The 26,217-nt window shown below is 44.1% G+C and carries 19 protein-coding genes; 7 read left to right on the top strand and 12 right to left on the bottom strand.

Annotation, left to right across the window (positions count from 1 at the left end; all coding sequences use genetic code 11):
- The first annotated feature begins 720 nt into the window (after positions 1 to 720).
- Positions 721 to 1,554: a helix-turn-helix transcriptional regulator gene (locus tag ACSQ8P_RS13600; protein WP_436235683.1), complete on the top strand. Its 834-nt coding sequence runs from the start codon at positions 721 to 723 to the stop codon at positions 1,552 to 1,554.
- A gap of 385 nt (positions 1,555 to 1,939) precedes the next feature.
- On the opposite strand, the gene ACSQ8P_RS13595 is transcribed toward ACSQ8P_RS13600, so the two are convergent.
- The 11 genes from ACSQ8P_RS13595 to ACSQ8P_RS13545 all read right to left on the bottom strand — a co-directional run bounded on the left by ACSQ8P_RS13595 (position 1,940) and on the right by ACSQ8P_RS13545 (position 17,707).
- Positions 1,940 to 2,848 carry a phytanoyl-CoA dioxygenase family protein gene (locus tag ACSQ8P_RS13595; RefSeq protein WP_436235682.1) on the bottom strand — a complete coding sequence of 303 codons (909 nt, stop codon included), beginning with the start codon at positions 2,846 to 2,848 and terminating at the stop codon, positions 1,940 to 1,942.
- 62 nt (positions 2,849 to 2,910) lie between these two features.
- The gene (locus ACSQ8P_RS13590) at positions 2,911 to 3,708 is read right to left on the bottom strand and encodes a response regulator transcription factor (protein ID WP_436235681.1); all 798 of its coding nucleotides are present in this window, start codon (positions 3,706 to 3,708) and stop codon (positions 2,911 to 2,913) included.
- 1 nt (position 3,709) lies between these two features.
- Positions 3,710 to 5,491, bottom strand: coding sequence for a sensor histidine kinase (locus ACSQ8P_RS13585; RefSeq protein ID WP_436235680.1), 1,782 nt, complete (start codon positions 5,489 to 5,491; stop codon positions 3,710 to 3,712).
- Positions 5,492 to 5,622: 131 nt separating this feature from the next.
- Complete coding sequence (locus ACSQ8P_RS13580) at positions 5,623 to 6,450, bottom strand: carbohydrate ABC transporter permease (protein ID WP_436235679.1); 828 nt, start codon at positions 6,448 to 6,450, stop codon at positions 5,623 to 5,625.
- A gap of 4 nt (positions 6,451 to 6,454) precedes the next feature.
- On the bottom strand, positions 6,455 to 7,324 hold the full coding sequence (locus tag ACSQ8P_RS13575) for a carbohydrate ABC transporter permease (protein ID WP_436235678.1): 870 nt from the start codon (positions 7,322 to 7,324) through the stop codon (positions 6,455 to 6,457).
- Positions 7,325 to 7,405: 81 nt separating this feature from the next.
- The gene (locus ACSQ8P_RS13570) at positions 7,406 to 8,731 is read right to left on the bottom strand and encodes an ABC transporter substrate-binding protein (protein WP_436235677.1); all 1,326 of its coding nucleotides are present in this window, start codon (positions 8,729 to 8,731) and stop codon (positions 7,406 to 7,408) included.
- A 160-nt stretch (positions 8,732 to 8,891) separates the two neighbouring features.
- On the bottom strand, positions 8,892 to 14,765 hold the full coding sequence (locus ACSQ8P_RS13565) for a carbohydrate binding domain-containing protein (RefSeq protein ID WP_436235676.1): 5,874 nt from the start codon (positions 14,763 to 14,765) through the stop codon (positions 8,892 to 8,894).
- A gap of 512 nt (positions 14,766 to 15,277) precedes the next feature.
- The gene (locus tag ACSQ8P_RS13560) at positions 15,278 to 15,448 is read right to left on the bottom strand and encodes a hypothetical protein (protein ID WP_436235675.1); all 171 of its coding nucleotides are present in this window, start codon (positions 15,446 to 15,448) and stop codon (positions 15,278 to 15,280) included.
- 67 nt (positions 15,449 to 15,515) lie between these two features.
- The gene (locus ACSQ8P_RS13555; RefSeq protein ID WP_436235674.1) at positions 15,516 to 16,352 is read right to left on the bottom strand and encodes a helix-turn-helix domain-containing protein; all 837 of its coding nucleotides are present in this window, start codon (positions 16,350 to 16,352) and stop codon (positions 15,516 to 15,518) included.
- A gap of 65 nt (positions 16,353 to 16,417) precedes the next feature.
- Complete coding sequence (locus ACSQ8P_RS13550) at positions 16,418 to 17,152, bottom strand: phytanoyl-CoA dioxygenase family protein (protein ID WP_436235673.1); 735 nt, start codon at positions 17,150 to 17,152, stop codon at positions 16,418 to 16,420.
- A gap of 108 nt (positions 17,153 to 17,260) precedes the next feature.
- A complete protein-coding gene (locus ACSQ8P_RS13545; protein ID WP_436235672.1) occupies positions 17,261 to 17,707 on the bottom strand; it encodes a DUF1761 domain-containing protein in 447 nt (148 codons plus the stop codon).
- 339 nt (positions 17,708 to 18,046) lie between these two features.
- Here ACSQ8P_RS13545 and ACSQ8P_RS13540 point away from each other — a divergent pair, with 339 nt between their 5' ends.
- Positions 18,047 to 20,137, top strand: coding sequence for a CotS family spore coat protein (locus ACSQ8P_RS13540; protein ID WP_436235671.1), 2,091 nt, complete (start codon positions 18,047 to 18,049; stop codon positions 20,135 to 20,137).
- 19 nt (positions 20,138 to 20,156) lie between these two features.
- Entirely contained in the window at positions 20,157 to 21,299 is a 1,143-nt protein-coding gene (locus ACSQ8P_RS13535) for a glycosyltransferase family 4 protein (RefSeq protein WP_436235670.1), read from the top strand.
- 239 nt (positions 21,300 to 21,538) lie between these two features.
- On the opposite strand, the gene ACSQ8P_RS13530 is transcribed toward ACSQ8P_RS13535, so the two are convergent.
- Complete coding sequence (locus ACSQ8P_RS13530; RefSeq protein ID WP_436235669.1) at positions 21,539 to 21,958, bottom strand: hypothetical protein; 420 nt, start codon at positions 21,956 to 21,958, stop codon at positions 21,539 to 21,541.
- Between the two features lie 239 nt (positions 21,959 to 22,197).
- Between ACSQ8P_RS13530 and ACSQ8P_RS13525 the strand changes: the two genes are divergently transcribed.
- From ACSQ8P_RS13525 to ACSQ8P_RS13510, 4 genes are all read left to right on the top strand, one after another.
- A complete protein-coding gene (locus ACSQ8P_RS13525; protein WP_436235668.1) occupies positions 22,198 to 23,181 on the top strand; it encodes a sugar phosphate nucleotidyltransferase in 984 nt (327 codons plus the stop codon).
- Positions 23,178 to 24,470 carry a UDP-glucose dehydrogenase family protein gene (locus tag ACSQ8P_RS13520; RefSeq protein WP_436235667.1) on the top strand — a complete coding sequence of 431 codons (1,293 nt, stop codon included), beginning with the start codon at positions 23,178 to 23,180 and terminating at the stop codon, positions 24,468 to 24,470. Before ACSQ8P_RS13525 ends, ACSQ8P_RS13520 begins: the two co-directional genes overlap by 4 nt.
- A gap of 28 nt (positions 24,471 to 24,498) precedes the next feature.
- On the top strand, positions 24,499 to 25,452 hold the full coding sequence (locus ACSQ8P_RS13515; protein ID WP_436235666.1) for an NAD-dependent epimerase/dehydratase family protein: 954 nt from the start codon (positions 24,499 to 24,501) through the stop codon (positions 25,450 to 25,452).
- 220 nt (positions 25,453 to 25,672) lie between these two features.
- Positions 25,673 to 26,215 carry a hypothetical protein gene (locus tag ACSQ8P_RS13510; protein WP_436235665.1) on the top strand — a complete coding sequence of 181 codons (543 nt, stop codon included), beginning with the start codon at positions 25,673 to 25,675 and terminating at the stop codon, positions 26,213 to 26,215.
- Positions 26,216 to 26,217 lie beyond the last annotated feature (2 nt).

Below are 26,217 nucleotides of genomic sequence, written 5' to 3'. Positions count from 1 at the left end.
TGCGCGGTAAGCATGCTGATACTGCAAGCGGAATAAGGCCCAGAAGGGGCCTTATTTTCTGGTGCGCTGGCTGACGGGCTGACTTTAGCGCCCTAAATGGGCGCTATTGCCTTCGCCGCGCTCGCTTTTCTGGCGCTTCGCGCACTTTAAGGCCCAAGAAGGGCCTTATTCCTCGCGCGACGGCAGGCGAAACTGACTTTAGCGCCCTAAATAGGCGCTATTGCCTTCGCCGCGCTCGCTTTTCTGGCGCTTCGCGCACTTTAAGGCCCAAGAAGGGCCTTATTCCTCGCGCGACGGCAGGCGAAACTGACTTTAGCGCCCTAAATAGGCGCTCTCCCCTTCGCCTCGTTCATCCCCTCCACTTCGTCCCACGGCATAAACTCATCCTCATCCACTAAAGACTATTACCTCAAAACCTAGCTACTCCACACATCATCCCCGCCAACATACACACTTCACACAAACGATATGCGAACGAGCGACATGGACACATACCACACACCTAAAAGCAGCTAGATTTGCACTTGAAATTCAGATCAATTGAAAGCAAAAGAGCCATAATCCTCACCTACGGACCGACGTTCTCAATTAAGTTATTATATCTCTCCCATCACCTAACACACCATCTCCTGTTGCCAAAGGCACTCTGCAAATTCACCCCCACATGCTATAATTAGCATTGAGAAAGGTGCTGATCAGATGGCTCCCAACCTGACAACCATGCAGCCGGTCGAAACGATCGGTATGCTTGCGGATTATCATTTCCCGCCTTACATTACGTTGGCCCATATGTTCCATGCTCCGCAGGGATGGGCGATACGCAACCGAGAGATGACGCAGTTCATTTTACAATATGTTGTGGATGGTTTTGCTCATTATCCTGTTGAAGACATCCCCTACGAGACGCGCCGCGGTGATCTCTTATTTCATCGTCCGAATGAACGTCACTCGATTATTAAAGAAGATCATAGTCCTTATGTATGCATTTCACTTGTCTTTCATTTCGGTACGTCTGCGTTCCCATACGAAGATATCTTCAAACATAAGCATCTGCTTGGTAATTTCGCGGATCATCCGGTAGAAACGATGTTATCCCAACTTGTTTCGCATTACCGCCAGCCAGGACTTGTTCATCAAATGCACTGTCAAAGCTTACTCATGCGTATCCTTGCTGAAGCCGCGCAAGCTTTCGAATCGGGTTCAACCCGCGCCAAAACGGATGCACTCACGATGCCCAAACTCGTCTTAATCAAAAACTATCTCACTGAGCACTACAGCCGCGAAATTCAAATTAGAGAACTGGAAGATGTTTCTGGGCTCAGCAAAAATTACATTTTGACCTTATTCCGCCAACATGTCGGCATGTCTCCTATGCAGTATTTGACGTGGATTCGCATCAACAAGGCAAAAGAATTAGCCATACACAGCAGCCTTTCCTTCAGTGAAATTGCAGATCGCGTCGGCTATTCGGATGTCCATACATTCGGACGCATGTTCAAGAAAAAAACGGGGCAAAGTTTAACTCAGTTTTGTTCGAATTTGATCTATTCTTAGATCGTCGGGAGGGGGCTGGGATAGCGACTGGTCGAGGTTGGATCGAGATGGTGGCGGCGACTTTTCGGGGCTGCCCCTCCCCCTCCAACACTAATAACTGGAAAATCTATAGCTATTTCAGCGTAATTTACGCAATAAATGAAATTAACTGGATTTTATGTTGCTAAATATGTCCTTTCTACCCATTTCGGCCAAATTCCCACTAATTAACTGTAGATTTTCCATCTAATCGCCTAAAGTGAGGATTTCCCTAGGATTTAACTGTATTAAATCCAGTTATTACCACAGGTCGGAGATTGCCGCCTCATCGCCCACACAACAAAAAGGCCGTCCCCCCTTAGATTCATCTACTTGGAGGAACAGCCTTGTTTTCACCTATCTTTACTTAAGCACGCCAATATTCCGTATGCGTATACCGATACGTCGTTGGCACCCGCTTCGTACCTATCGCGAAAGCGCCTTTCGGCTGATAGTCATACGGAGTTTCTCCCGACGTATAGGCCGCTTCTTTGCGCTTTTCGATGCAATCGACGAGCAAATGCTGCTTCAACGATAAATACTCTAGCGTATGCGGACCAAATTCCGCTTCGATTTCACCAGGGCGGAACTCGTAGTACACGGTACGGCGAAGCGCATTGCCATCTCCCTCAGGTGAGCCATGCAGCAGCTGAATATTGTGGAAAATGACATCCCCAGGATTCATTGGCACGGGTACAGCATCGCTGACATCAAAGCCTGGAAGCGCGCAGCGTTCCTCGGCAACATCAACTGCCCAATGATTCGAACCAGGAATAACCCACAAGCATGACTTCAGATCCGCCTCATCCAAATAAAAATCAACATTGAAAATCGGTCTCGGATCTGTACAGCCCTCAGGCACTAACGCATCGCGATGCCAAGGCACGCTGGCCGCTTGATTTGGAATTTTCACAACTAAGGAATCCCAGGTAGGAATGAAGTTAACTCCTTGAATCTTCGCTACAGATCGTAAAATAAACGGATGCGCAAGCAACGCCTTATTCGCCTCTTGCTTGTCAATAATATACTCGGTCCGCCAATATTTGCGTTCACCATTTTTCCTCACACGGTACATATAATCCTCATCATCGCTGCCAGCCATCCCAATTTCTACGGCCTTCATCGTTTGCTCCTGTAAGAGTCGAAGCTCCTCTCCAACTACCACATTACGAATAACAAGGAAACCATTTTCTAAGAAAAACTGTGCTTGTTCACTCGTAATTTCATCTTGCAATAAAGCATCGGCTTCCGGTATATGGATCTTTTGTTGGCTCATGTGAACAACCCCCTCAAGTAACTTTCATACCCTTACTTTACTGCAATGGTTAACGAAAATCTTTAGTCTAAACAAGCATTTTGGTTGCCAAAAGCACACTGTCCGATTTGATATTCTTTTGGTGTCATACCGACGGACTTTTTGAACAACTTCGTGAAATAAACCGGATCCGAGTAACCCACAAGCGAGCCTACTTCGTACATTTTCACATCCGGGTAATCCTCCAAGATATGCTTCGCTTTCACGATTCGTAGATCAGTCACGTAGTCGGTGATCGTCTTCTTCGTTTCCCTTTTGAACAATTTGCACAAATAACTAGGATTCAAACCTACTTTAGCGGAAAGCTCATTCAACTCAAAGGCTTGATTCAGATCTGACTCCAGCATACGGATGACATCCGCAATGATTTGCTTCTTGTGCACCTTAGGTTCCACAGTTACGAGATCAAGCGCTTCCTTTTCAGATGAATCCAGCACTGTAAAACGCTCCCCAACTCGCTTCAAAACTTGAAATAAATCCTTCTTGTTCACCGGCTTCGACAAATATTCTTCCACACCGAATCGAATCGCTTGACGGGCATACTCGAATTCGTTAAATCCACTTAAAAGAATAATATGAGCATCCGGATGCTCTGCCCTTGTTCGTTCGATCAGCTTCATCCCGTCCATCATGGGCATTTTGATATCGGTCAGGAGTATCTTGCAATCCGCAGGTTCCCAGCCACTCATTTTATCCATCGCTTGAATCCCATTTGCACACAACCCTATAATTTCAATAGGTAAATCCATCGCCTCAACCATGGCTTGAAGTCCTAATCGAATCCGCTGTTCATCATCGACTATCAACATTTTCATCGTCATCTTAAGCGCTCTCCTTCCAAGCTTCCAGAACGGGTAGGACAATCGTTACGGTAGTGCCGACCCCGATTTCACTGCTCACTTGCAAACCATATGAAGCACCATATTGCAAAATAATTCGCTCATTCACGTTGGCAATCCCGATGTTATTGCGATTTTCTTGCCGCAAGCCTTGCATGGCATTCCGAATGATTTTCAGCTGCACATCTTCCATGCCGCACCCGTTATCCCGAACGGTAAAATAGATCGCTTGCTTATCGACGTAAGAGCTAATTGTAATTAGACAATTCTCTTCCTTCATTTCAAAACCATGCAGAATGGCATTTTCCACGATAGGTTGAAATAATAGTTTAATAACCGGGTAGCTCAGATGAGCCTCGCTGATGTTTAACTCCAGCTGAATATCTTTGGAGAATCGAAAGTTTTGCAGTGCCAAATATTTCTCCAAATGATCCAATTCCTTATGAATCGTCACCTGATCCGTACCACGCAAAATGCCATACCGCAGCAGCTCCCCCAAATTGTAGGTCATTTCCGAAATCTCATAATCTCGCTTAACTTCAGCCGTCATACGGATCACTTCCAGCGTGTTATAGATGAAATGAGGGTTAATTTGATGCTGCAGCGACCTTAGTTCAGCCTCCCTTTTGCGATTTTGCGTCTGATAGACTTCTTCCACCAGCTCATTAATTCGTCTAATCATATTATTAAAATGCTTCGCCAGTATGCCAAACTCGTCCGAATACTTCACCGGAATTTGAACGTCCAGATTCTCCTTGTTAACCTGTTTCATTGTCCTCATTAAAGTACGCAATGGCCGCGTCAACGCAATGGCAATGATAGCTGAAGTCACTAAGGCCACAGTAATCGAAAGCAAGACGAGAATCATCGTGAAATCCCTCGTTACCCGCGTTTCCTCTGTCAAATGATCCACAGGAATGAATACAATTTGCTTCCAACCCGTTACTTCAGACGTTGTATATGAGGTTAAATACGACTTCCCTTCGATCGTCATCTTATAGCTGCCTTGTGCCCCAACGGCTTTTTGTACGAGTTCATTGCCAGCAACATTCGTAGATATCCATTTCTGCTCGCTATCGTAGATCACCGTATTCTGATCATCAAGTACCATCGTCCGACCTTTGGTAACCTCATCTAACTCACGAACGGCATCCCCGATGACTTGAATTCTGGAGTCAAAGATAATCATGCCAATGCCTTCTAATGAATTCGTATTCTTCAATTCTCGCGCAATCGAGAAATAATATTTATCCGTATGACCAACGGTTATTTTCTGTGTGGAGATGACAATGGAGGAGCCCTGCGCATTCCGCACTTGTTGTCGTAAATCGACGGCCTGCTGCCGGATGTCGGCCCGGATCGTATCATTTTTGGTACTGTCGTACATGTTGCCATAATTATCGAATATGTACACGGACTCCGTATCATTCTTCAAGCTGTTCAAACCTTTGACGAAGTTCTGGAGGCGGTTATTTTCTTCCACCGTTTTATTGGGATTGGCGAGGGACTCCTGAATATCCTGCATATAAATCTGGCTGCCCGTCACACGCTTAATATCCGAGACGTACTGGTCTACCCGTTCCAAAATTTTCTGTGAAATCTGGTTCACATAGAGGGCCGTATTCTTTTCAATCGACTTTGAATAACTCGAATAGGAGATCATCGAGATCGTAACAATCGGCACTGTGATCAAAATAACAAAAACCGTAATCAGCTTTTGAGTTAGTGATAGCCTCACAATCCAATGCCATATTTCGCTTCGCACAACAAGTTCCCCCCAGCTCTTTCGCAGGAATGTAAGCCCTTTCTTTTTAAAATCCAAGAAAACCCATGGCTCTATAGTAAGGGCCTTGGGTTACTATTTCGACTCACAAACAGCTGTGTCCTGCTAGCATTTTACTTCACAGATCCATTCGTAATTCCGGAGAAAATGTACCGTTGCAGGAACAAATACAACAAGACCGTCGGAAGTAGGATGATAAGAATGGCCGCACAGATCAATTGCCACTCGGCGCTATTCGTACCTGTAAATTTCATCAAGGTTGTCGAAACCACACCTAGCTTCTGCGAAGGCATATACAAATATGGCGTGTACATATCATTATAAATCGAAATTGTTTTTAGAATAATGACCGTCGAAATGGCTGGTGTCAGAAGCGGAATGATAATGCGATAGAAGATACCATACAGGGATAAACCTTCGATCATCGCATTCTCATCAAGTTCATATGGGATATTACGAATGAACTGCAGCAAGATATAAATTTGGACAACATCCGCTCCAATGTACAAGAGGACTGGGGCGAAATGCGTGTTGAATAAACCTAACCATTTGATTATAGAGAAAATCGCCACCTGTGTTGTGATCGCTGGAATTATCGCCGCTCCGGTATAGAGCCCAAGAATGAGAAAGCGGCCAGGAAATTTGAAGCGCCCGAGCACGTACGCCACCATTGTCCCCATGACGATATTCCCGATTAATGATAAGCCAATCACAATTGTCGTATTCAGAAACGCCTGCCCAAGGTTCCCCCGTTCAAACACGATCTGGAAATTCTCAAAATTAAGAAAGGAGTTCGGCAGTGAAAACGTGCTGGACATGCCATATTCCTTGCTCCCCTTAAACGCGTTTACACCCAAGATATACAAGGGGAAAAAGATAATCAGGCTTGCCAAGGACAGAAGCGTGTATTTCACTGTCGATGTGATGGGTCTTGGTTTCATGGTGTCACTCCTCCTTTCCTCCGACAATTCTCCGTTGTGCGGATACTACGACAATCACGACGATCATCAGTAGTACACTCATCGCTGAAGCGAGTCCAAAGTTGTTATATTGAAACGCGGTCTCCACTGTTTGCTGAACATACGTTTTACTTGCCGCCAAAGGGCCGCCTTTGGTTAAGACGAAGGGAAGGTCGAATACCTCCAATGCCCCAATCACAGTCAGAAACAGATTAAGCTCGATAATTTTCCTCATACCAGGTATTGTAATGTAGCGAAGCACTTGGAATCTTCGTGCACCGTCTATTTTTGCTGCTTCATAGAGATCTTCAGGGAGCGACTGAAGTGCCCCTAAGTATACAACCATATTAAAACCCATAAATTTCCACACACCGATTGAAGCTAAAGATACGTTGACAAGACCTGGCTTACCTAACCAGGAAATCGGATCCATGCCTAGCAAACTTAAGAAATAATTCAAGGAACCTGTGTTGGTATCGAAAACATAGCCGAACATAAACGCTACAGCGACCCCATTCATAATGTAGGGCAGGAATAATATCGTCCGAAACACGTTACGTCCCTTGAGCTTACTGTTCAACAGTACCGCGAAGAAAAAGGCAATAACATTTTGCAGAATGCCACCTACGAAGTACGCAACATTATGAAGGAAAACATAGAAGACTTCCATATTCCCCATAATTTCTTTGTAATTTGAAAATCCAACCCACGTTTTAACCGGTGTTAATCCATCCCATGACGTAAAGCTTAAGTAAATGAGCCTAAAGGCTGGATAGTAGGTAAATGTCAAAAGCAGCGTGAGTGGCACGATAAGGAACGATAATATTAAGGTAATTTTTTGTTGTTGGTAGCTCATCTCCATACCTCATTGCTCTTTAATTTGAAAAAGAGGACTGAATGCTTGCGAATGATCATTCAGCCCTCTTACGATTATCGCTTACTTACCGAGCGCTTTCTTTGCTTCTACCCATTTTTTGTTGTATTTATCAAATACTTTGGCCACATCCGTTACTGCTACTTCTTGTGCGATATCGTTAAGGTCGATTTGTGCTTTGTTTTGGATCGCCATAGCGTCACTGTTATCCGCAGCGATTTCAACGAAATTCAAGTCTTTCGTTGCCAAGAAGTCAGACAGTTGCGTAACCGAGGACTTCTTATCCTTCAATGATGGAATGAAGCCAGCGAAATCATCATAACCAGAATCCTCAATTAACCATTTCACGAAAGCTTTTGCCGTTTTGAGGTTTTTGCTGTTTTTGCTTACTGCATAGAAATAATCAGGTGTCATTAATGTAGTCAGCTTACCTGAGTTATCGAAAGGCATTGGGAAGAAGCCTACGTTTGCACTTTCTGTACCATTTTCAATAACTTGTGGGATAACCCAGTTCGGCAAGAGGTACATTGCCATTTTACCAGAGGCTACATCCTTCTTGGATTGCTCCCAGTTGGAAGAGTTGATATCTTTCTCCACATAACCCTTGCTGATCATCGTTTTGAGGATACCTAGTGACTTGGCGAAGGCGCCATTCGGGTCAAAAGCGTTCTCCTGCTTAATGCGATCATTCCAGAAGTTCGGATTGCCGGACATCGCTACCGCTACGTGCTGCCATGTGTAAAGCGGCCATTTGTCCTTGTAGTTGGTTGCAAGAGGTACAATTCCCTTCGCTTTCAGCTTCTCAGATGCCGCATAGAATTCATCGAGTGTCTTCGGAAGCGCTGTAATACCGGCATCAGCGAATGCTTTCTTGTTGTACACAATCCCTGTAGTGGAACCGCCTGTTACGAGACCATAGGTGCCGCCGTTCGCTGTTTTGTAGTCTTTAAAGCGGATTTTATCATTCAAACCGAGGTCATCCAGTGGGGCAAAATAATCAGGGAGCTGTGTATTCGGAATGTTCGGAATCAAAACAACGTCTGGCACTTCCGCCGTGGCCAAGCGTAATTTGATAGCGGCTTCATAATCTTTCAGCGCTTCGAATTCTACATCCGCATTCGGGAACTTTTTCTTGAACGCTTCGCGATATTCTTTCAGCTTCGTATCTATTAAGTCTGTGCGGTTCGTCGCAAACACGATCTTACCTTTAATATCATCATTCGGATTCGCTGCTTTGGGAGCTTCCGTCGCTGCTGGTGTAGCCGCCGCCGTCGTAGCTTTCGCTGCAGGTGTTGGGCTAGCTGTTGTAGTTGTGGATTCCGATCCGCATGCTGCGAGTAAAGTTGTGAGCAAACAAATCGATGTTGTGGCTACTAATGTCTTCTTCATCCTATTTCCCCCAATGAACTAGTTTGTGTAGCGCTTACATTTTTATTATAAAACGTCCATGCCTCGAGTAAAATGGCACGCATTTGTTTTTCCTTGTACTGTATTTCCACTTTTCGGTGGAAAAGAGCTAAATTAACGGGGGCCGAAGCCCCCATTTCACTCATTTTACTATATCGAGCTTATGCAGCAGGTTATAAAAGACAATGGCAGCTTCAGCACGAGTTGCAACAGCTTGCGGTCGGTAGGATCCGTCCGGATTGCCGCTTAATAACCCTGCGGCTGTCGCTTGACGTATTGATGCCTCTGACCATGAAGACATGGAAGCAGCGTCTGTGAATGTGATTGTTGCAGCAGGCTTCACCGTTTGCGACAACTTCGTTAATGCTTGTGCTCGACTGAGCATAACCGCCATCTGCTCACGCGTGATGGTCGCATTTGGCTGGAAGCTGTGGTCTTCGAAGCCATCCACCAGACCTAACTCACTTGCAGCATGGATCACTGAGGCATACCAATCCTGTGCGCCTACATCAGTGAATTTGGCTTGCGTACCTTTCGACGGTACGATCCCCATCGCTTTCACCAGCATTGTGGTAAACTCTGCTCGTGTGACTGCGCGATCCGGTGCGAACGTGGTGTCCGTCATGCCAGTCACCAGCAGTTTGGAAGCTAGAGCTCCAATCGCAGACTGAGCCCAATGTGTAAGCGGAACATCCGTGAAATGAGCTTGATGGGAGACAATTGCATATAGGCTATTCCCATTTCTGCTTAATACCGCTTCTACCCCATTCTCATGCTGATGGAAAGAGGCTGGTACAAACGTCATCGCTCCTGTTATTTCGTCAATAACGACAACTGTAGCAGAAGACAGATCGCTAAGGCTATTCGTTAAGATGCTCCGAGTAAGGAATAACGACCCAAAATTATCAATTTCGGTTTGTTTGCCTCCACTAGACACAAGCAAGCGGAAAGATACCGGCGTACCGATCAATGTTATGCCTTGCTTTTCAGCTGCTTTGCGAACTTGGTCAGCTTGCTCCGCAGATACTGGCGTGATTGCTACATGCAAGCTAGCATCCCCAGTATCTGTACCAATCGCTTTCAGTATGGCAGGGTTAGATAGCATTTGGAGTGGGATCTCGTAAGAACCCGCTTCGTTTTTCAGAGTAACCACTGTATTGGCGAGTGCAACAGGATTAGCTGCAAGTGCTTTGGACAGTAACGAACTTGGAAGCACAACTTCATCCGTTTCCTTCATGCTGTATGCCAAAACAAGTGGCGTCCCGTGCTCTTTCGTCAACAGAAGCTCCAAAGCCTTTTTCAAATCCGCTTCTTGAATGATGGCTTGACGTACGTCTATACCTTGGCTATCAGTGACCGTTTGGCGTTTGAATGCCTCATTCGTCAACTCAATTTGATTGGCTTTCTCCAAAACGGTTGGTGCAGGTATTGTAGCTCCAGGTGAGGATGAGCTAGTATCTCCTTGATCTACCGGGTCGACAGGATCTACGGGATCTACTGGATCTACGGGATCTACAGGATCGACAGGATCGACAGGATCTAATGGATCTGGTTCCTCCCCTGTTTTATAAACTTTAATGGTATCGAAATACAGCGTCCCTTGGCCGATTGCGCCTTGTGCTCCTTGATTCACATAAATCGAGAACTCTTTAATCGCATCCAAATTGATGACATTGTCACCGCTTGAGCTCCATGGTGCTTTGGTAAACTTACTAAATGGCAGCTTAATCACACTTGATTTGTCATCGCCCAGCTCGATATAAGACTCCCAAGCTGAGCCATCTGACTCTAGGAATTGTATCGTCAACTTACGATTGGAGGCATCCTTTTTCAACCAGAAACGTATGCCTTCATACGCTCTCCAGTCTAAAGCATCGAGCTTTTTATTCACGCCGGCGAAATTCTTCGATGCCGTTGGCAGCTCATACACATATTTGCCTCCGAAAGGTCCAGCCTCTTTCTGATCTGCGACCGGTGTTAATGTAACTGTCCCACCGTCTTTGTTCGTGGAATAAGATCCGCCTGCCACGAGTTCACCGCCGCCATAATAGTCGAAATTATCAATCGTCGGCACTTGATCAATCGCGATGGAATCGATATACATGGTATTCGATCCAACTTGCCCCGCACCCTGATTCACGAAAATCGCATAGGACGCAATTTCAGCTCGATCGAGCTTGCCGTCCCCCTTCGACCATGTTTGATTGCGTGCGAAACCACCAAACGGAATTTGAATGACATTTGCTTCCGATGAAGTCATCATCGTCTGCGCTTCCCAAATATCCCCGTCACTTTCAGTAAATTGGAACGTAAGTCCATGCCCCATTGAATCTGACTTCAGCCAGAAGGATAGCGCATTGCCACCACCCGCTATATTGAGCTTCCCGAGTGTCCGTTTGACACCGGCATAGCCTTTCCCAGCTGTCAATGTGTAGGCGAGTTTAAGCGCATGCCCGCCATCTTGTTTAATGCTATTTTCTAGGGTAGCTGTGATTTCAGCGCCGCTTGAATCTTTGACATAATCAGCTCGGACTCCTGCATCGGTTGAATAGAAATCGAAGTTATCGATCTCACGCAGCGAAGCCGCTTGAATATCATCCAGATACAGTGTTCCTGCACCATTTCCAACGGAACCTCTATCCACATAGATGGAAAATTCAGAAACAGACGTTAAATCAAGTTTCCCATCAACCGCTACTGATTGCCATCCTGCCAGATGGAAGGAACCAAAAGGTATCTTCATCAGCGTGCCATTCGTATGGTTGACATACACCTTGGCTTCCCAATACTCGCCGGTTGCATCCTTTAATTGATACGTAACGCCTCGTCCAGCTTCCCCTGCTTTCATCCATAGCTGGACACCATTGTTGGCCGACCAATCCGCACCTCCGATGGATTTGGTTACACCCGCATATCCTTTGGCAGCAGTCAGATCAAAAGCAAGCTTGAGTCCAAATGCCCCCGATTGCTTCGTCTCCGCATCGAGAGTTGCTGTTATGGCATCCCCACTAGAATTTCGGTTATATTGGGCTTGCAACTTCGCATTGTCGGAAGCATAATCTTCGTAATTGTCTACAACAGGCGATTTATACAACCGGAAATCATCCAGGTAGACAGAACGTGTAACGTTGGCTGCTCCATCAATGTTGATACTAAATGTCGTAATGGACGAAAGATCAACGACATTGTTCCCAACACCTTGATGCGAGTTTTTCCACCAGTCAGGCACATAAAATTGGTTGAAAGGCAACTTAATTAACTGCGGCCCACTGCCTGATACCCCAATGTCCTTTTTCCAAACCTCACCTTTCGTAGCACTTCCTTCATTAAACTGAATAGATATTCCTGTGTAAGCTTCTGCAGGCTGTACCCAGAAAGAGATACCGCTGCTGCCAGACCAATCCGTATTCGTAATTTGCTTTTCCATGCCCCCCCAGCCTTTGCTAAGCGATGAGGTCAATTTCAAACTGTAATTCCCTTCGGATTTATGAACGTTATCCAAACTTAATTCAAGTGGTGAACCGGATGTATTCACGGAATAAGCACTTTTGAGCATACTATCAGAGCCTGTATAACTCTCAAAGTTCTCAATGATATCACTTTTTACGTTGGAAGGTGGCTCTAGCTTTTCTGAACCCACACCAATTTGGATGCGACCTACTTGTGGACTCCAATATTCGGAAGCGAAGTTCGCTGGAATAACTGGGAACACAATTTTCAAATATTTCGTTCCAGCTGGCAAGGTGTAGGCGGTGTATACCATTCGGCTCCACCAACCCTCGCCTGGCACCTCATCTACTTGAACTTGGCTAACATTCGTGTAATGTTCACCATCCGGCGATGTTAAAAAAGTAAAATTGGGAAGCCGGTACTTACTTGGTTCTTGTCTAGCAAAACTCGTCATGACGAAATAATTCATATCCCCCGCTGTTTGATACACGAAAGATTCCGCATTATTTGCTGTTCGTACGAGTCGTTTCAAATCGTTGCCAAAATAAGTGCCCCCGGACTCGAACCCTAGGTTAGGCGAGTGGTCGGCCATTTTCAGCATATTATTCATTTCGTCTGTCAACACACCATTGGTAATCGCAACGCTTGAAATGGCATCCTTATAAATAAGCTCTTCACCACTTGTATGGTTATATACGATTTCAATATTGCCTAGTTGAGACTCTCCATCTCCTTCTGGGAAGGTTACTTTGAAATATTTCGCATCCGTAGGCAATGTATTTGATTGATACACAATTTTACGCCAATCACCACCGCCAGCATCCGATTTCTCTACCTGAAACTCTGTGTAATTGGTTCCATCCGAAGAAATCCAGAACTTGAATTCATTATTCGGATGATTCGACTTCCGGAATGCAGTAGTCTTTAATGACAATGCTCGCAAAGCACTCGAATTCGTTGGTGTCGATGGCATTGCATACGCTACGAATTGATCAACGGCATTCGGCTGCAACTTGAGTCGATAATGATCGCCTCCGAATAAAGCTGGATCCAGATCATCTGTGGTAAATTTCAAATCGGTTGAGAATTGATACATTTTGCTGTAATCAATGAGCTCATCCTGAATGGCATGCTTCGCGATGACTGGGCCTACTACTGATGAATATGTGGATTCACCAACGGTATTTCGTGCCTTCGTTCGATAGAAGTACGTAGCACCTGTCACAGAGGTCATATCATCAAATAAATCTGTTTTGTAAGCGTCGTAAACCTGAGCTCCAACAATATCCCAAGGCCCATTGACATACACGGAACGTTCTACAGTATAGGCCGTTGCACCAGTTGACCCCTTCCATCCGATACGGGAGACCGTATCAATCGGAAGCATAATCGGTGCTTCAGGTAGTGGTAGAGCTGGCTTTGAAGTAATCCTGCGAATCTCATAAGCTTTATCCCGTAACAGCCCCAATACGGATGATTCCTCAAAACCTTGCTCGCCTGCCGGGAAGCCTGGCCATTTATACGCTTCATAGAAAGTCCCGCCATAGGTGCCTTCTGTATGTCGGAAGAAGCCGCCATCCTCACTGTGATACCGCAGGCTCCAAATCAGGGCACCACTGGTACCGTTTTCAACAACATTGTTTAAGAAAGGTATCAATTCTGTTTTTGGAATAAAGCCAAATTCCCCTACATAGAATGGTTTTTTCCCTTTTGCCGTATTCTTATCGATATTGACTTGAGAAGCAAAACTAGCGTAATGGTTCGGATAATAATGATTACTTACGATATCAATAGGAGAACTTTCCTCTAGCGAACTGGCATCAATGCCGTATTTACCGTCAATGAGCAAGTGATTGTTATCAATATTTTTGATAAAAGCACCTATTTCAGACGTCCATGCAGAAGTTGGAGGTGTTAATTCATTTCCTGTCTCCCAAGCTAGAATGGCAGGATCATCCTTGTAAAGCACGTTTGTTATCGTATTCCTACGATGCAATACATATGAGATCGTATCTTTAAAATCCTTTTTGATGTCCGGATCCGTCCAGAAGGCATCCTTGCTCTTCCCGTGGAACTTGGCATACTCACCAATTCCGCCCCACCACTCATATTGATCAACGAAAGGGATGATAAGACGAATTCCGTACTCGTTGGCAAGTGCAAGCGCACGGTCTAATGCAACAAACGCTTCTTCATTAAACTGATTAGGTCCAACGACATGTCGAATCATGCCAGGGTAATCGGTATCCTTTTTGACAGAAAGGACATAGGTTCTCGTGGCTGTAGCTCCCATTTGCTGCAAAGCTTTAAATGCATCTCGCTGCTCCCATTCTGTGGGAACCTGCCAATAACCATCCTCGACCATCGTTAGCGTAGGCACATTCGCCCCAATAAAACGAAATTCGTTGGCGCCATCCATCAATTTATCCCCTGATCGTGTAATAAATTGGGTAAGCACTGAATTTGATTCCGCTTTCATTTTTGGCGTGCCTGCAAAACCGCCCATGAGCATAGATACCACTAAAATGGTTACTACAAGCTTTGCACACATGCTTTTCAAACGCATACGTTCGCCCCCTCGTATCCTACATTTTGTATCATTTTAATTATAGGAGGGATAATCGATGTTTGAAATGTACTGGCTTGGCATTTTATTGGACTCTATTGTCCTTCTATCGCTTGATTGCTGATTAACGACCATGACGATTTTCGATTGTTACCTCTCGCGTGGAAAAAGAGTTGGAGTAACTATTGAGGGGGAGGTTAGGTTGGTGGTGCTCAAGCCAATTAACTGGAAAACCTACAGCTAATCTAGAGAAATATACCCGAAAATTTGATTTAGATGGAAATTATGTAATTAATTTCTCTATATATGAACATTTCGGTAATAAAGGCTAAATTTAACTGTATGAAATCCATTTAATGTCCAATTTGACGGAATTTCATGGAAATTAACTGGAGGAAATCCATCTATTCGCGGCGAGAATTCAGATCCCTAAAACACAAAAAAACACCAGACCATGTCGGGTGCCTTACACTGGGTAGCCCCAGCTGGTTCTGCTATGCCATTCTACTCGCCTAATGCTTCAATCTTCTTCTCGCTTCGAGCTCCTGCTTCAGTGCTTGTTCCACCAACTCGGCCATCATGTCGAATTTCTCAGCAACCGTGTATGGAGACAAAGCCCCACAGTGCGAACAACGCTGCGTATGGAGTTCTGTTGGTTTGGAACACGATTTGCAAGTAATCATGAGAAGTTATCCCCTTTGTGTAAATAAGATACATCTATTATACACATCTGGAGAGTATCACACACCTTTAGATAGAACGGAAGGTTCGTGGTGAACTTCCATATTTCTGCTTGAAAGCTCTTTCGAAATGCGTTAACGTATTGAACCCTGATGCGAAGCAGATTTCAGTAATCGGAATATCCGAGGCTTGCAGAAGTGATTTGGCAAATTGCAACCGTAACCCTTGTAAGTAGATTTGGAACGAAATACCTGTCATTTTATGAAAAACGAGACTAAAATAATTCGGCGCCAATCCAGCTTGCTTAGCAGCATCTTCCAAACGAAGTTCTTCCCGAAAGTGATGATGCATATAAACAAGCGCTCGCTGAAGCGTTGAGGACTGAGACGGCGTGACCTGCAACTCGGGCTGACCTTTACGTTCTTGGTAAGTTCGAAATAAATACAATAAGATTCGCTCGAAAGCTCCTTTGATCAAAATAGAATGTCCTGGCCTCTTCATTTGAACCTCATCACGAATTAGTTGAAACTCAGACTCTATGACCTCATGATGTGCCTCATTCAGGCCAACCATATATTCCGCAACTTGCCCAAACATAAACTCTCGTAGTTCTTGATCCAGCAATTCCTCATCAAACACAAGATTATACAGCTCCATAGGCTCATTCGGATACGAATAGATTTCGTGGAAATCTGCGGGAGTTAATAGAAACAAGCTGCCTTTCTGCAGCTCATGCTCTGTTCCATTCACAATATTCTTACCTCTGCCTCGAACCACAAAGCAAAGCTCATAGAATTCGTGCCAATGTAGTTCATGGTGCACATTAATATATTGGAAATAAATTTGAAAGGAGGATGCAGGATGAATAAATTGTTCATTCGTTAATCTCACCGGTTGTTTCTTCATCCGCTTCCTCCTTATAGCCAATTTTGTATATCATAAGATTTCCCTGATGGTAGTCAAAATTCCTTCTACTCTACATTCGCATATTTATTTCCAGCTAGATCTTTGCCGCGAGCCAACCATACTTTGAAATTCGGGTTTTTATCCTCAAAGACCTTTGTATCTGTGGAGAAATAACGCATGGTATAGCCACAGCGGCGGAATTCACTCTTGTTGGGATCAGCACCGTGAATGATACGTGAATCATGCAGCGAGCATTGACCTCTTTGCAACTCAAAATGAACGGCTGTGGATGTGTCCATATTTTTGATTTGCGTACTGAAGAGGTTTTTCGTACCGTCTACATTCTCGTATTCTGAAAATCCATTGGCGTGCGTACCAGGAATGACTTGCATACAGCCATTTTCCTTTGTGCTGTTATCAATAGCCAACCATACGGTAATGATGTTATCGAAGTTACTGACGCGGCCTTTCCAATACGCAGAATCCTCATGCCAAGGCGTTGCTCGGCCTACAAACGGATCCTTACAAATAAAGTGTGAAGACCAAAGTCCAATGTTAGGTCCGATAATCGGCTCAACCAGATCCAACACTTCTTCGGATAATAGAAAGTTCAGCAAGCGATCCTCACGGAAATGCGGCGTGTCTAACTCGTCAGACAGCTTACTGCCTTTTTGCTTCAGCTGATCCTCAAATAACTCTGTTAACTCGGCTAATTTATCAGCGGAGAATAACTGCTTATCATACAGTAAATACCCATTCTTCTTATAAAATGCTACTTCTTCTTGCGTTAATTTACTCATCCTGACCCCTCCTGTAAGTGTATTCTTAGCTACACACTTACTATACCTCGGAGAAGGATTCAAAGGCTTATCATAAGCTTAGAAGAAGTTAGCATATCTTCAGATCATTTACGTCCAGAACCAGAAAACAAGTAGCAGCATCGTGAAACGAACGATCTCATATGAGGTATCAACAGCCACCACAAGCCAGCTTTTGAATTGCCACACCTTTTTGCCAACCGTGAATGGAAGTGTATAGCCCGCTGCTAGCAGCATAGTAAACCAGAAGGCATTGGATAATCGTTCTCCATCATAAGCAAATGCCTGTCCACCAGCTTTCCATAGCTCTAAACATATTGCGAATGCAATAGAGGTTACGAAAGATACAAAGATATAAATCACAAAAGACTGGATCTTAGCCGCTTTACTTACGTTAAGCTGAACTTGGTAATTTTTGCCATACATATGCTTCTGATAAGGCTTTGCCCATATCACTGCCATCCATAGAAAGCCTAATACTAATGATAAAATCCCAGTAACTAACACAGCCCAATAATTAATTGCATCGAATAACATATCGAATCTCCTCTTCTCGCTTATGTAATTTTACGAAACCATTTGGTTTCGCTTGTCATTATATACAACCATTTGGTTTCATGTCAATCCCTGTTTTTGTAAAAAGGTATGCGGAAGTCTAACCGTTTTTCATGAAATTCCACTCTTGTACATATCAACCATTCACCTAATGACATATGCATAGAATTAGATAAACCTAATCTGGTTTATGTGAGGTGAACTTTCGTATTTGCAGCAGTACCCAGTTGTATAGAAATGAATCTCGATAGCAATTTCGCAGCATTTGTAAGGGCATTAGAACGTACAATTCACTTTAAAATACGTGATGGAGTGATGGTGGTGGAAAATTATCAAGTTGTTCCCTGGATAAATGATGTTTTAGATCCAGGAGTCGTTGCTAACATGTATGTTCCTCCTGGTTTAGAAATGCTGGCACGAGAGGTATTGGGACATTATGACTTACAGGTCCATGATATGCTTTTGATTACCTCTAAGCCGGATAAAGGCGGCGCTATTTGGAAGATCGGCACAAGTAAGGGCAATCTCAGTATCAAATGTTTGCACAGACGGCCTAGAAGAAGTCTTTTCAGCGTTGGAGCTCAAGCGTATATGTCCGGTTTAGGTCACCGAGTTCCGTCTTTCATTCCTACAAAGGAAGGCCATTACTACGTAGAAGCAGGTGGTAAGCTCTGGATCGTTACAGACTGGATCGAACCGCTGGTACCGGTATCGAAAGTCGATCTAGATGGAGCGTCTCAGCTGTGCTTTGGCTTAGGTGAATTCCACAAAAACTCCAAAGGCTATGTGCCGCCAAGCGGATCGGAGAAATCCTCGCGCATCTACGGCTGGGGCAAATATTACGAAAAAATAATTGCCAAAATCGGCTGGTTTCAGGACATCGCCCTCGCCTATTCTGATACTGCAGCAAGCGCAAACTTACTTGCCGTCATTGAGGAATTCAAGCGGCAGGCTAACGACATGTATCTTCGTTTCCAGAATTCCCCATACAACGCAATGTTAGCCAAAGGTGAACCCCACTGGGGGCTTGCTCATCAAGATTTTGGATGGTCAAACGGTCAAATGGGACCTGGTGGTATCTGGGTTATCGACTTAGACGGCGTTTCCTACGATCTGCCTATTCGAGATCTACGTAAGTTGATCACAAGCACCATGGATGATATGGGTGTGTGGGACTTGACCTGGATTCGCGGCATGATTGACGCTTATCATCGAGCTAATCCACTTGATCAAGAAACCTTCGAAATCTTGTGGATCGATATGGCTTTTCCTAATGAATTTTATAAGCATGTCAAAGAAATCGTGTTTAATCCTCAAGTTTTCCTTGACACTGAACTTGCGTCGATCCTTCAAAGAGTGATGACAACGGAAGCAAGCAAATGGCAAGCACTAACCGAACTTGAAAAAGATAAAGCAAACTACCCAGCTGGAGACTACTCGTTGGATTACGTCAGACCGTCTATCCAACATCCTTCTGTTGTACTTCCAGGAGATGTATTAACGCCTATTTACGCTGAAAGGCCGGTTACGCCAGTCGTACCTGCTGTACCAGTTGAGACAGTCGTGCCTGCTGTACCTGTCGAGACAATCGTACCTGCTGTACCAGTTGAGACAGTCGTACCTACTGTACCTGTCGAGACAATCGTACCTGCTGTACCAGTTGAGACAGTCGTACCTACTGTACCTGTCGAGACAATCGTACCTGCTGTACCAGTTGAGCCATTCATACCTTCTACGCCTTCTGTTGAAGAGATCATACCAGTTCCACTTAAGCCAGAGCCAGTCTATGCAGAGTTACCTGAAGTAGCAGAACCTGTTTACGACAAGAAACCCGATAAAGAGGAGTTCATCCCTGTACCTGTTACACCAGAGCCTGTAGCGGTTAAAGTTCCATCTACTCGAAAATCTAAAAGCGACTACGCCGATACGCCAGCTAAATCAGAGCCTATTTCGGTTCCAGTTACACCAGAGCCCGTTTACGCAGGAGACCCTGCAGCCGTTGCCATACCTTCAATACCAGCGGTCCCTGTTCCAGCGTTAATCCAAACTCCTGCTCGCGGACAGAAGCGATTTAAACTTCGCGTTCCAAGGAAAAGGCGTGCTTTGAGAAAAACCAAAATCATCAAGAAAACCCGTTATCTAAAACGCAGAAAATTGAAAAGACTTACGAAATGGAAACGCGTCTCGGTTGTTAAAATCATTTGGGGTTACAAAAAATGGCGTGCTAAGAAAAAAGCGAAGCCTGTATTCCGTTCTCGAAAAAAACCAATTCAACGTAAACTGGGATTTAAGAAGCCTGTTAAACGTGCAGTGAAACCAACGATGAATAAAATACAACGACCCCGAATGAATAAGAATGTACCGCCGCCGTGGAAAAAAAGGCAGATTCAACCCAGAAAAAGGACTGCCTGAAGAAAGGAAGTGTTAACTCGTGAACATTCTGATGATTTGTACGGAAAAGCTACCTGTCCCCAACATTCGAGGGGGAGCTATTCAAACCTATATTGACGGTGTGGCTTCGCTGCTAAGTAAACATCACAGAATTACCATTCTAGGAAGAACGGATCCTGAATTACCAAACGATGAAGTCATGAATGGTATCCGCTATGTTCGTGTGGAATCACATGGACTACTTGAAGCTTACGCTGCAGGGGTTATCCAATTCCTTCAAAATACACCGGAACATTATGATATTATTCAAATTTTCAACCGCCCTTTATTAGTCCTTCCTGTTAGGGAAGTTGCACCAACATCACGAATTATTCTGAGTATGCATAACGATATGTTCAATCCCTTTAAGATCGAGCCTAACGAGGGGAATAAAGTTATCGAACAAACTGAACGTATAATCACCATTAGTCAATATATCGGAGAGGCCATCTGTAATTACTATCCCCTTGCAGCAAGCAAAATAAAACCGATCTATTCCGGCGTTGACTTGAATCGCTTTGCTCCATGGTTAGAGTCCGAACAGGCAAGGAACGCTCGAGAGAGCTTAAGGGCAGAACACAATCTTTCTGGCAAGAAAGTCATCCTGTTTGTCGGAAGGCTAACCCGTAATAAGGGGCCCCATGTCTTAGTACGTGCGATGTCTGAAATTAACCATTCAGATGCTGTTCTCGTTGTTGTTGGAGGCACCTGGTTCAGTGATAACTCGGTAAGCGACTATGTTGCTTACGTCAGAGCACTAGCAGTTCGCTCACCACTTCCTGTCATTACGACTGGCTATGTTCCTGCGCAAGATGTTCACCGTTGGTTCTGTGCAGGAGATGTCTTTGTCTGCACGTCGATTTGGCAGGAACCGTTGGCACGTGTCCACTATGAAGCAATGGCTGCTGGTTTACCATTCCTCACAACAGCTAGAGGAGGCAATCCGGAGATCGTCAAGAATAATAACGGAATACTCATCAATAACCCTGAAGACCCAAAGGAGTATGCACAGAAACTCAATTCATTGCTATCTGATATGAATCATGCACGTCATATGGGAATCAATGGGCGCCGACTGGCTGAACAAAATTATGCATGGGAACGCGTTGCTGGGGAAATTCTAGCCGTCTGGGAACAACGATAAGAAAAAGAATAAGTATAATGCTTGCTAGTTAGACTAAATGGCTGTCCCACAAGTAGCTATTCCTACTTAGGGGCAGCCTATTTTTCCTGGAGAAAGAAGAATAACTAGGCTTGTTAACCGCTGATTCCTGATTTGCAGGAAAAACCTCTTTCTGCAAGTATGGATCCTCTGCGAAACTTGCAGAAGCCCTAACAAGAGTAAGAGGTTTTCCATGTAAATAATTCAAACTAAACTAAATCTTAAGCTTCTTCTTCTTCTTCGTCATCATCATCGTCATCTTCATCATCGTTGTCATCATCGTCATCGTCATCATCGTCGTCTTCATCTTCTTCATCTGATTCTTCTTCATCGGCTACAGCTGATACTGTTACTTCTTCATCTTCTTCGTCTTCTTCATCTTCATCATCTTCGTCTTCTTCGTCTGATCCTTCCTCATCTTCTTCGTCTTCTTCGTCATCAGCTGCACCAAACTCTAACTTGGTACCGTCTGCTAATTCCACCTCAGCTTCATCAACTTCCGCCCAAGCGATGTCATTTCTTAAATCATTGATTTCAGTTAAATCAACCTTGTCTTTGTCACCGTTCACATACTCCAATGAGATCTCTGTCACTTCGGGATGCTCTTTCAAATAACTTAGTAATTGTTCTAAACTTTCCAAATAAATCATTCCTCTCGCCATAAATTAGAAACTTAATTGTCTCCATGTATACTATGATTTTTCCTACTTCATGCTTAGGCTCTTGATAGAGTAGATTGGCGGATTATGATTGTTCCTTGAGCAGCTTTTCCATAATACGTATACATATCAGCTTATTTTCCCTGTGAATAGCCCTTACATTTCATATTTCTTCATCATAAATTAATAATGTCTTCATATAGACAAGGAGGTAAAAGCTTATGAAAGGATTAATTCTCTGTGCAGGCAAAGGTACTAGACTCCAACCTTTTACTAATATTAAACCTAAAGGTCTGCTTCCAGTGGCGAATAAACCCTTAATTCATTATGGTATTGAAAAGCTAGTGGAATTAGGCATCGACGAGATCGGAATTGTAATTCGGCCCAATCTTCATGCCATGTTTATGGAAGAAGTAGGTGCTGGCGAGAGGTGGAATGTCAACATCACATATATTTTCCAAATTAATCCTTTGGGTATCTCAGACGCTGTGAAACACGCCGAGTCTTTCATGGAGAACGAATCCTTCGTGCTGCTTCTGGGGGATAATTTGATTACCCAAGATCTACATGGTTTATGTCACGCAATTACACATGCGAACCATGATGCAGCCATCCTACTAAGAAAAGTGCCGAATCCAAAGGCGTTTGGCATTGCCGAAATTGATAAAGATCGAATAATTGGTCTGGAAGAAAAGCCTTCAGAGCCCAAGTCAGATCTTGCGGTTCTGGGGAGTTATGCGTTTAAACCAAGTATCTTTCAAGCTGTGCATGCGATCAGTCCCTCAGCCCGAGGCGAATATGAAATTACGGATGCGATCCAGTGGCTGATCCAACACCAATTTTCGGTTGCTTATCAAAAAACAGAAAAGAATTTCTCTGATGTTGGTACTATGGAAGGCTGGCTGGAAGCGAACAGGTGGATGTTGAAGCTCATGGAGGAAGAAGGTTCGCTAACGTTACCAACCAATCTCCAAGGAAACACTTTAATCCCACCTGTATGCATCGATCCAAGTGCTGAATTAATTAATTGTGTCATTGGACCTTATGTGACGATCGGACCCAATGTCAGACTCGAAAGTTGTAAATTAGACAATAGCATTTTGCTAGAGTATGCCATTCTTAATCCTAACCATTATCCAATGACGAACTCGATTATTAGTCCACAATCGATGTTTGTGCAACAAGACGGAGGGTCAGGAAAATGAACATTCTAATCATGGGTATGGGGTATGTAGGCGTTACGACTGGCTTGGTATTTGCAGAACTCGGCTGGCAAGTTACGGGGTTAGATACGGATACAATAAAAATTCAGGCATTATCTGAAGGAGAATTATCCTTTTATGAACCAGGATTGGACCTGTTATTAAAGAAACATATTGAATCCGGAAAAATCAATTTTACTTCCTCCCCCGAAAAGGGAATTCGTGAAAATGATATCATTTTCATCTGTGTTGGCACCCCCTCCGATAAAGATGGAAGCGCAGATCTTCAGGCTGTTCGAGGAGCAGCCCAAAGTATTGGAACTTTCATGGATGACTATAAAATTATTACTGTGAAAAGCACAGTTCCTATAGACACAAACCGTAAATTAGTGGAGTGGGTCAGAGAATCCCAAATCCATCCCCACCCCTTCGATGTTGTCTCTAACCCCGAGTTCCTTCGGGAAGGCAGTGCCTTGTATGATTCACTGAATCCGGATCGCATAATAATAGGAAGCGATAATGAGCACGCAGCAAATGTCATTCAATCCCTATATGGCAGCATAGATGCCCCCATTTTTGTGACCAAACCCCGAACAGCGGAATTGATCAAATATGCATCGAATGCCTTCTTGGCAACTAAAATTTCCTATGTAAATGAATTAGCAAGACTCTGCGAATCGTTGGAAGTCAATGTTACCGATGTCACCAAAGGAATGGGAATGGACCAAAGGATTGGCCGTCATTTTCTAAAAGCTGGGATCGGTTATGGCGGATCTTGCTTCCCGAAAGATAGCATGGCTCTCTTATATACGGCGAAAGAGCAGCATGTTGATCTGAGCATCCTTGAACGAGTTGTTGCCGTCAACAACTCACAGTCAACACACTTTTTGAACATATGGGAACAAAAAATAGGTGGATTCAGCGGTAAAACCATTGCGATTCTCGGCATTTCCTTTAAACCGAATACCGATGATTTAAGGGAAGCACCAGCACTTTCCATCATTGAACAATTACAGGATAAAAAAGTGAACCTCAGAGTACACGATCCCATTGCTAAGCTGCCTGAAGCTCTTCGCTCTGATAAGGTTCAACAATTCGAAACACTTGAAATCGCATTGCAGCATTGCGATGCAGTCATCTTATGTTCGGAATGGAAAGATTACATTGGTGCAGATTGGGCGCAGTTACGAACATACTTGAAAGATTATTATGTTTTTGATGGACGAAATGTGCTGAGTGGCAAAGAGATGACCAAGCTAGGCTATGCTTATTATGGCATTGGAAATAGATAATCTGCTTGAGATGGGAGGTTACTTGCAAATGAAAATACTCGTCACAGGAGCAGCAGGTTTCATCGGATCTCATCTTTGTGAAAAACTTCTCCAGGATCCACGCAACGAAGTCATTGGTTTGGATGCCTATGTTCAGAAATCCCCAACCCCTATGCAAGTTAGGAAATATAACCTGCGGTATTTGCTTCCTCATGATCGATTCACTTTCATAAATCAAGATCTATTGCAGGTGCCATTGTCGGAAATTCTTCCTGGCATAGATATCGTCTACCACTTGGCTGGGATGCCTGGCGTGCGTTCCAGCTGGGGGGAAGATTTTAAAACCTATGTCACCAATAACATCGAAGCTACCCAGCGGCTGTTAGAAGGTTGTCGAACATATCCAGTTGGCAAATTTGTGTATGCATCAACATCCTCCGTATACGGCGAAAAAACGAATCAAGTGAATGAGGCCGCTACAACAGAGCCACTCTCGCCATATGGAGTCACCAAACTGACTGGAGAGCAGCTCTGTAAGGTTTATGCGACCAAAGATGAGCTACCCCTTGTTATCTTACGTTTCTTCACTGTCTACGGTCCTAGACAGCGTCCTGACATGGCCTTTCATCGATTTATCCAACATATTCGGCAAAATAAACCAATCCCGATCCACGGTGATGGATTGCAAACTCGTGACTTTACATTTGTTGGCGACTGTGTGGAAGCCATTGCAGCAACGGCCTACACAGCGAACATCGTTGGCGAAACCATCAATATCGGAGGCAAAGAGCGTGCCTCCGTACTTGATTGCATCGCCATTCTTGAAGAGCTATTTGCTCGAAAAATAGACAGGCAATTTCTTGGCAAGGCCTCGGGAGAGCCTCGTCATACCTGGGCTGATATTAGTAAGGCACAATCACTGCTCGGCTACCAACCACAAACCGATTTACGCACTGGATTACAAGCGGAAATCATGGATTTATCCCAGACTCCTTATTTATAAGGAGTCTTTCTGTTGGATGAACTTTCTTACAATGCATTGTGCAAATAAATTCGTAATTCGGACAAAAATTAGACCCATTTAACATTAAAAAACGCAGTTAACGTTTGCAATTCCCACTCTAATCGTTTATATTTTTATCTTGCTGGCTATCCTACTATCATAGAATTCGGATTATTTAACAATATAAGCCAGTACATAAATCATGATGAGGTGTTCCCAAATGACATTGAAAAAAACGGCTGCAGGGCTTCTTATATTAACGATGGCAGTTACAGGCGCTGCATGTACGTCCAAAGATTCCACAAGTTCTCCGACACCTGCTGCGACAGCAACAGCAGCTCCACAAGCAACAGCGGCAGTGACGCAAGATGCAACGAACATGAAAGGCTATATCGCTGCTAGAATTGCACGTGAGAAAGTAGATTACTTGTTCGCCGAAGCCAAATCAGCAGACGGCGCATTCGTTGTAAATCCGATTGCTGCAACAGATAAAGAGAAAGCAAAGAAATTTCTATCTAGCTACGTCGATGCCGCGATGCTTGATACTTTAGTGAATCATTATGTAACAGATACGAAATCTGGTACGACATTCTTAACGAACACGAAATCGTACTTCACTTCCAATATTTTAGCGACCAAAAAGGAAGAAATTACGTTCGATAAAGCCAACACGCCTGAGCTCGTGAAATTCACGACGAAAGATGGCGTTACGTATACAACGAAAAAAGTGAACGATAAATTCCTTCTTTCCGAAGTGAAATAGTA

Source organism: Paenibacillus sp. LjRoot153, assembly GCF_964253085.1.
In the GTDB taxonomy this organism is placed as follows: Bacteria; Bacillota; Bacilli; order Paenibacillales; family NBRC-103111; genus Paenibacillus_E.
Note: the sequence above shows the minus strand (reverse complement) of the source record. Positions and strands in the feature narration are given on the sequence as shown.

Bases quoted from the DNA above. Each gene is read 5' to 3' on its own strand.
- ACSQ8P_RS13575 (WP_436235678.1), bottom strand. From the start codon at position 7,324: ATGAGCTACCAACAACAAAAAATTACCTTAATATTATCGTTCCTTATC.
- ACSQ8P_RS13560 (WP_436235675.1), bottom strand. From the start codon at position 15,448: ATGATTACTTGCAAATCGTGTTCCAAACCAACAGAACTCCATACGCAG.
- ACSQ8P_RS13570 (WP_436235677.1), bottom strand. From the start codon at position 8,731: ATGAAGAAGACATTAGTAGCCACAACATCGATTTGTTTGCTCACAACT.
- ACSQ8P_RS13595 (WP_436235682.1), bottom strand. From the start codon at position 2,848: ATGAGCCAACAAAAGATCCATATACCGGAAGCCGATGCTTTATTGCAA.
- ACSQ8P_RS13580 (WP_436235679.1), bottom strand. From the start codon at position 6,450: ATGAAACCAAGACCCATCACATCGACAGTGAAATACACGCTTCTGTCC.
- ACSQ8P_RS13510 (WP_436235665.1), top strand. From the start codon at position 25,673: ATGACATTGAAAAAAACGGCTGCAGGGCTTCTTATATTAACGATGGCA.
- ACSQ8P_RS13545 (WP_436235672.1), bottom strand. From the start codon at position 17,707: ATGTTATTCGATGCAATTAATTATTGGGCTGTGTTAGTTACTGGGATT.
- ACSQ8P_RS13565 (WP_436235676.1), bottom strand. From the start codon at position 14,765: ATGCGTTTGAAAAGCATGTGTGCAAAGCTTGTAGTAACCATTTTAGTG.
- ACSQ8P_RS13555 (WP_436235674.1), bottom strand. From the start codon at position 16,352: ATGAAGAAACAACCGGTGAGATTAACGAATGAACAATTTATTCATCCT.
- ACSQ8P_RS13515 (WP_436235666.1), top strand. From the start codon at position 24,499: ATGAAAATACTCGTCACAGGAGCAGCAGGTTTCATCGGATCTCATCTT.
- ACSQ8P_RS13590 (WP_436235681.1), bottom strand. From the start codon at position 3,708: ATGACGATGAAAATGTTGATAGTCGATGATGAACAGCGGATTCGATTA.
- ACSQ8P_RS13550 (WP_436235673.1), bottom strand. From the start codon at position 17,152: ATGAGTAAATTAACGCAAGAAGAAGTAGCATTTTATAAGAAGAATGGG.
- ACSQ8P_RS13600 (WP_436235683.1), top strand. From the start codon at position 721: ATGCAGCCGGTCGAAACGATCGGTATGCTTGCGGATTATCATTTCCCG.
- ACSQ8P_RS13525 (WP_436235668.1), top strand. From the start codon at position 22,198: ATGAAAGGATTAATTCTCTGTGCAGGCAAAGGTACTAGACTCCAACCT.
- ACSQ8P_RS13520 (WP_436235667.1), top strand. From the start codon at position 23,178: ATGAACATTCTAATCATGGGTATGGGGTATGTAGGCGTTACGACTGGC.